The organism is Stenotrophomonas sp. Sm6012 (genome assembly GCF_030985895.1).
In the GTDB taxonomy this organism is placed as follows: domain Bacteria; phylum Pseudomonadota; class Gammaproteobacteria; order Xanthomonadales; family Xanthomonadaceae; genus Stenotrophomonas; species Stenotrophomonas forensis.
Window position 1 is genome coordinate 1 of sequence record NZ_JAPTFX010000215.1, and the last position, 5,304, is coordinate 5,304.

The following is a 5,304-nucleotide window of genomic DNA, read 5'->3' on the forward strand; positions in this document are numbered from 1 at the left end:
CGATAGCGCGCCAGGCCGCCATTGCTGCCCAGCCGCTCGGCGGCGGTGATGCGACCGTGCAACGGGCGCAGGCTGCCGTCGGCCTGCTGCAGCTGCAGCAGCGCGCCCTGCCCGATCAGCGGCGCCAGCTGCAGGCCGGCGTCCAACGACAGGGCGGTGATCGTCCACTGGAAACCGATGCCATCGATCTGCTCGACGCCATCGAGGGTTTCGGCGACCAGCACATCGCTCCCCAGCGACGTGTGCAGCCGCAGGAAGCGCTGGGCGTGCGAAGGGCCGGCCAGCGCAGAGCGCAGGGCGGGCCATTGCGGAGCAGGAACGGAGCCATCCATGGAGCAACGCGCGCAGGGCCAAGGGGCCGTGAGCGTGTTGCTGAAACAGGGGCCGAGGAAGAGGGAATTGCGACACGGCAGACAGGTCCGCCGTGAAACGCAGGCGCTACCTAGGTGTCGCGCCCGCTAGGAAAACTACGAAATGCCGATCGCATGCAGAACAGGAGGGTGTTACCCGCCAAGAGACCAGCCTGAAAACAGCAGCGAGCCAGCCAAGGCAGGAATCAATGCGCCATGCCACGCGTGATCGCCGCAGCGCGCTGCTTCAGCTGGGCCACGGCATCGGGAATCATTTCCATGCCCACGTCCAGGCCCGGGTTCAGCACCAGGCCGACACCGTCGCCGATACCGGCCAGCAGCGCGTGCACCGCGATCGGCATGGCATGGGCAAACTGCGGCAGCTGCTCGTGCCACAGGCCGGCGCGCTCGGGCGAGGTGAACACCGCGAACATCGGTTCGCCGCTCTCGCTGGTCAGCACCAGCGGCGAGATGCTCTCGTCCCAGGCGCCATCTTCGCCGATGGCCTTGTCCAGCAGCACGAACGCCGTCGAGGTCAACAGGCCATCGAGGAACTGCGATGCGGTCAGCGTCCCGTCCTGGGCCTGCAGCAGGCGCACCTCGAGGTCGTTGAGGGGTTCGAACGGGGTGTCGTGGTCCATGGTGGGTTCCGGTACGTGATTGCAGGCTGCAACTTTAGCAGGCCGGGGGTTGCGCACGGCAGCGTATCGGCAGAGATACGCGGGCTTCAGCGGCCGATGAGACTTTCCGCGGGAATGCCCAGGTTGCGGTGAAGCTTCCGGATCATTTCCAGAGTCAGGCCGCGCTTGCGATTCAACACCTCATAGACACGGTTGAGCTGGCCGATGGACGGCACCAGATCCTTCACGGTCAGACCGCCCTGCTCCATGCGGAAGCGAATTGCCTCGATCGGATCTGGCGGTTCGATCGGGTAGTGCTTCGCTTCGTAGGCTTCAACCAGCGTTACGAGAATTTCGAATCGATCGCCATCCTCGCTCCCCGGCTCCGGCTCGTTGTCCACATAGGCCGAAATCTCGCGCAGAGCGTTTTCGTAATCGCTTTCCGTACGGATGGGCTGGATGTTCATAGAAGCTCCACAGTGTCGGCGTCGATCCGGTCGTACTCGGCGTGGGTGCCAATGAACTTGATGTAGACCACTTGAAACCTGTAACCCACAGCGACGATAAGCCGGTAGCTGTTGCCCTTTATGTTGAACACCACACGACTGTTCGCCACGAAACTTGCGCTTGCGTAACGTTGGCGTACGTCGTGCGGTGTGCCCCATACGGCGTGCCTGACTTCGTCATACCAGGACCTCAGCGCTGCTTCCGAATCGGGATGGCGTTCCCAGAATCGTTTCAGCGTCGCCAAAGCAACCACTTTCATTCGCAGATCCTAGTCCCAAAATGGGATATAAGCAACCCTCTCATCTTCATCAGCCACCGATGAATCCGTGCCGCCACAGCCAGCCCAGCAGGGCCAGCCCAGCCACGACCACCAGCATCAGCGGCAGGCCGAAGCGGTGCCGCCACGGGATCGGCACCCCACCCAGCTGCTGGTCCATGGTTTCGGTGTCCAGTAGCCAGCCGTGCTCGCAGCGGGTGCAGGCCAGCTCGTAACGGCGCTGGTAGGCAAAGCCGAACAGCAGGTCGATGCGCGCCATCCTGTAGCGCAGCTGCGGCGCGAAGTCGGTTTCCGTTCCGCAACGCAGGCAATGGTGGGCTTCCGTAGGACCGACGATCACCACCCGTTCCTGCTGGCCGATCAGGAACATGGATCAGCGCGCCTGGCAGGCGGGCTGCTGCAGCAACCACTGCTGCGCCGCAGCCAGCGTGGCGGCATCACTGTCGGTGCGCTGGTCTGGTTCGATCTTCAGCCCATCCCCCTGGCCATTGCGGTCCTGCATCACGCTGGTGGTCAGCAGCAGTGCGCTGCCATCGACCAGCGGCCGCATCACGTTGGCAGTGGACAGCCCCGAGGTGGGTTGGCCGAAACTGCGCGTGTGCGGGCGGCCGCGGAAGGCAAGCACGGTCGCCTCGCCGGAACTGGCGGTGCGCGGCCCGGTCAGCACCGCCACCGGCGCGCCTGGGTGTTTGAGCAGATAGCCGGGCCCGCCAAGATCGACCCGCACGTGCTCGCCATGACGCACGCTGGACGGCGTCAGCTGCCAAAGCGACGGACCATCTGCGGCAGCGAAGGAACCCACGTTCTCGTCGGCGCTGGGCGTGACGCGCAACAGCGGCGCTGCGCCCAGCAGCATCGGCCACATGTTGCCGCCGGTGTTGCCGCGCAGATCGACGATCCAGCCGCAACGATGGCGGCCGTCCTGGTCCCGGATGATCGCCTGCCAGCGCTGCGCACGTTCCTTCATCCGCTGGTGCGCGGTGGGGCCCTGCATGACGCTGTAGCCCCCGATCTCCACCCGGCCGATGCGCGGGTCCAGCGCTTCGGTCGAAGCGATCGCTGCACTCGGCGCCGGCGTCGCTGCACCATTGGCGCGTGCCAGGCGTTCTGCCTTCGCCTGCAGCTGCTTGGCGCTGATCCACGCGCCATGCCCGCCAGAACTGCGACCGGTCGCCTCCTGCAGCACCGCGCGGGCCAGCGCCGGATCGTTCTGCGCCGCCTTCAGGCGCGTACGGATGGCCGGCCAGTCCACGCGGTCGCGGTACAGCGACTCCTTCTCCAGCATGTCCAGCAACTGGGCCTGCGCCTGTGCTGTCGGCAGGTCGATGGCGTCCGGGGCGGCGGCCTGTGCGCTGCTGCAGAACAGGGCGCCCAGTACAGCGGCGATCACGCGGAGATCAAGCGGCATTCGACGTTCCTTCGTCGTGGATGAGTAGCGCAGCATACGCGCTTGCCGCTGTCGTTGTATGTCGGCTTTGGCACGCGCCGCGCACAGCAACATTTGCAACTTTGCCCATGTTGTCACTCGGGCAAAAGCGCGAAGGTGGCTCTGCCGGCGCGCTTTGCGCTGGCCGGGATTGGCGTCCTGAATCAAACATCGAAGCAATCGAGTTGCCGCCTCAACGGCAATCGCGACAATGCACCGGCTCGCCCATGGCGGGCGGTGCGTGGGGATCCTCGTGATCCGTCGGCTTTTTTCGCTTCGATTTTGACCGGCACGCCAACCCGCACCGCCCGCCACCTTGCATCCCGCAGGTGGCCTTGCCTCGTGAGGTTGCCGCCATGAACACGCCCTACCCCGCCTATCCCCGTCTGCACGCCCTGCTGGGCGATGTCCTGCCCGACCTGGCGCTGCCCACACCCGTGGCTGAAGCGCTGGAAGATGCATTGTGCGAGGGCGACGGCGATGCCGCGCCGTCGGCCTTCTTCGCCCGGTTGCGCGGTATCGCGCAAAGCCATGCTGCCGATGGCCAGCCCTGGCGCGAACGGCACCTCAGCGAGGCGCGTGGCCGGGAACTGGCCGAGGCCACGCGGTGCCTCGCGGCGGTGTCCGCCTGCGGGGGTGTGTTACTGGCGGCGCAATCGGCGCGCGAGATGGATGATGCGGCGGCGCAGTGCCCGCCGCAGGTGGAGGAAGGCCTGCTGCATGCGGTGGTGGTGCTGGCCGATCATGCGGGTGGGTTGGTGGCACCGGGTGCATGCGCGGGATCGTGACGCCGATGGATTCGTGTCGACCAAGGTCGACACCCACCAGAGCAGATTATGGCGTCGGTTGGAACCCGGAGCAGGTCATGGCGCCGGTTGGAATCCAGAGCGGATTGGAACCCGGAGCGCATCATGGCGGTGACGGGATGAGTGCCGACCGAGGTCGGCACCCACCCGAGCCCGCGGACTGGTGACGTCCGCGCGCAGGCCGATGTTGCCTTCGATGATGCGGCGCTTCTCGTTGCGATCGCCGCCCAGTTCGCGGGTGTAATCGGCTACCGCGTAGGCGCTGATGGTGCGGTTGAAGCGCCCGACCACCCCCACGCCGGCTTCCAGCGCACGCGAGCGCTGCGAGTTGACGATCACGTCGTCGTCGAAGCGGATGCGATCCTCGCCGGAGCCGCCGTGCCAGTAGTTGAGCTTGAAGTACGGCTGCCAGCCGTTGTCGGCCAACTGGTAGTCACCGGCCAGGCGCAGGCCGATGCGGCCGGTCCAGGCGTTGTCGTTGTCGAAGCGCACGCTCGATACCGCATCGCGACGGTCATCCAGCGCGGTGCGCTGCCAGATCACCTGCACCTGCGGCTCCAGCCACCAGGCCGACTGGCCGAACTGCAGCAGCGGCTTGCCGGCCTCCACCGACACACTGGTGCCATCGCCCTTGATGCCGAAGCCCAGCCCGCGCGAGGAACGCACGCGACCGTCGTAACGGCTCTGCATCGCCACTGCATCGATGTAGCCACCGTTGCTGCCGGTGAGCGTCCAGTACAGGCCCACGTGCTTGTCATCCAGCCGGTTCTGGCCCACCTGCACGTTCTCCCAGCCCAGCGCCAGGCCGGTGGTCTTGCCCTGCGCGCGGGTACGGCCGACAAACACGCCGATCTGGTTGCGATGGTTGTCGTTGGCCGCAGCCCACACATCAAGGCCGGCCTGCAGGCCCATCACATCGCCGTCGAACCCAGGCTGCGCATCGCCCTTCCAGTGAATCTCGCTGCTCTGCCCGACCAGCCGGCCCCAGGCGGTGCGCAGCGCGCCCTGGTTGTACAGCAGGCGCTGCTCGCCCTGCCGTTCGTGGAACGTGCCGAGGCTGGCCAGAGAGGCCTCGCGCAGCAGGGGCGGCACCACCGCGTAGGTGGCCGTCTCCACGCGGTACAGCGGCACCACGGCGCCCTCTGCCGGGCGCGCATCCGGTGTCGGCGGCGCGCCCGTGCCGGGCAGACTGCCACCGGCCACCGGCACCTCGGGCACTTCCGGATCGGTCGGCGGCGGCGCCGGCGGTGGCTCCGGCGGCGGTGGCGGTGGGGCGGTCTCGCCGGCGGTCAGGTCCGGATCGGTGGCGCCTTCGGGC

Annotated in this window: 8 protein-coding genes; 1 reads left to right on the forward strand and 7 read right to left on the reverse strand. The window is 66.9% G+C overall.

What is annotated here, in order from left to right; genetic code table 11:
• From O0J73_RS21395 to O0J73_RS21420, 6 genes are all read right to left on the reverse strand, one after another.
• The coding region (locus O0J73_RS21395; RefSeq protein WP_308309585.1) for a contractile injection system protein, VgrG/Pvc8 family at positions 1 to 332 on the reverse strand (332 nt) is incomplete at its 3' end.
• Between the two features lie 224 nt (positions 333 to 556).
• Complete coding sequence (locus tag O0J73_RS21400; protein WP_006470037.1) at positions 557 to 991, reverse strand: SseB family protein; 435 nt, start codon at positions 989 to 991, stop codon at positions 557 to 559.
• Positions 992 to 1,077: 86 nt separating this feature from the next.
• Complete coding sequence (locus O0J73_RS21405; protein ID WP_006470038.1) at positions 1,078 to 1,437, reverse strand: hypothetical protein; 360 nt, start codon at positions 1,435 to 1,437, stop codon at positions 1,078 to 1,080.
• Positions 1,434 to 1,736 (reverse strand): type II toxin-antitoxin system HigB family toxin, encoded by a 303-nt coding sequence (locus tag O0J73_RS21410; RefSeq protein ID WP_006470039.1) that lies wholly within the window; start codon positions 1,734 to 1,736, stop codon positions 1,434 to 1,436. Before O0J73_RS21410 ends, O0J73_RS21405 begins: the two co-directional genes overlap by 4 nt.
• A gap of 49 nt (positions 1,737 to 1,785) precedes the next feature.
• Positions 1,786 to 2,124: a hypothetical protein gene (locus tag O0J73_RS21415; RefSeq protein WP_308309587.1), complete on the reverse strand. Its 339-nt coding sequence runs from the start codon at positions 2,122 to 2,124 to the stop codon at positions 1,786 to 1,788.
• A gap of 3 nt (positions 2,125 to 2,127) precedes the next feature.
• Entirely contained in the window at positions 2,128 to 3,162 is a 1,035-nt protein-coding gene (locus tag O0J73_RS21420) for a S41 family peptidase (RefSeq protein ID WP_308309588.1), read from the reverse strand.
• A 374-nt stretch (positions 3,163 to 3,536) separates the two neighbouring features.
• On the opposite strand from O0J73_RS21420, the gene O0J73_RS21425 reads away from it, so the two are divergent.
• A complete protein-coding gene (locus O0J73_RS21425) occupies positions 3,537 to 3,968 on the forward strand; it encodes a hypothetical protein (RefSeq protein ID WP_308309589.1) in 432 nt (143 codons plus the stop codon).
• A 75-nt stretch (positions 3,969 to 4,043) separates the two neighbouring features.
• Here O0J73_RS21425 and O0J73_RS21430 read toward each other — a convergent pair.
• Positions 4,044 to 5,304: autotransporter outer membrane beta-barrel domain-containing protein (locus O0J73_RS21430; RefSeq protein WP_308309590.1), on the reverse strand; the 1,261-nt coding region annotated here is incomplete at its 5' end.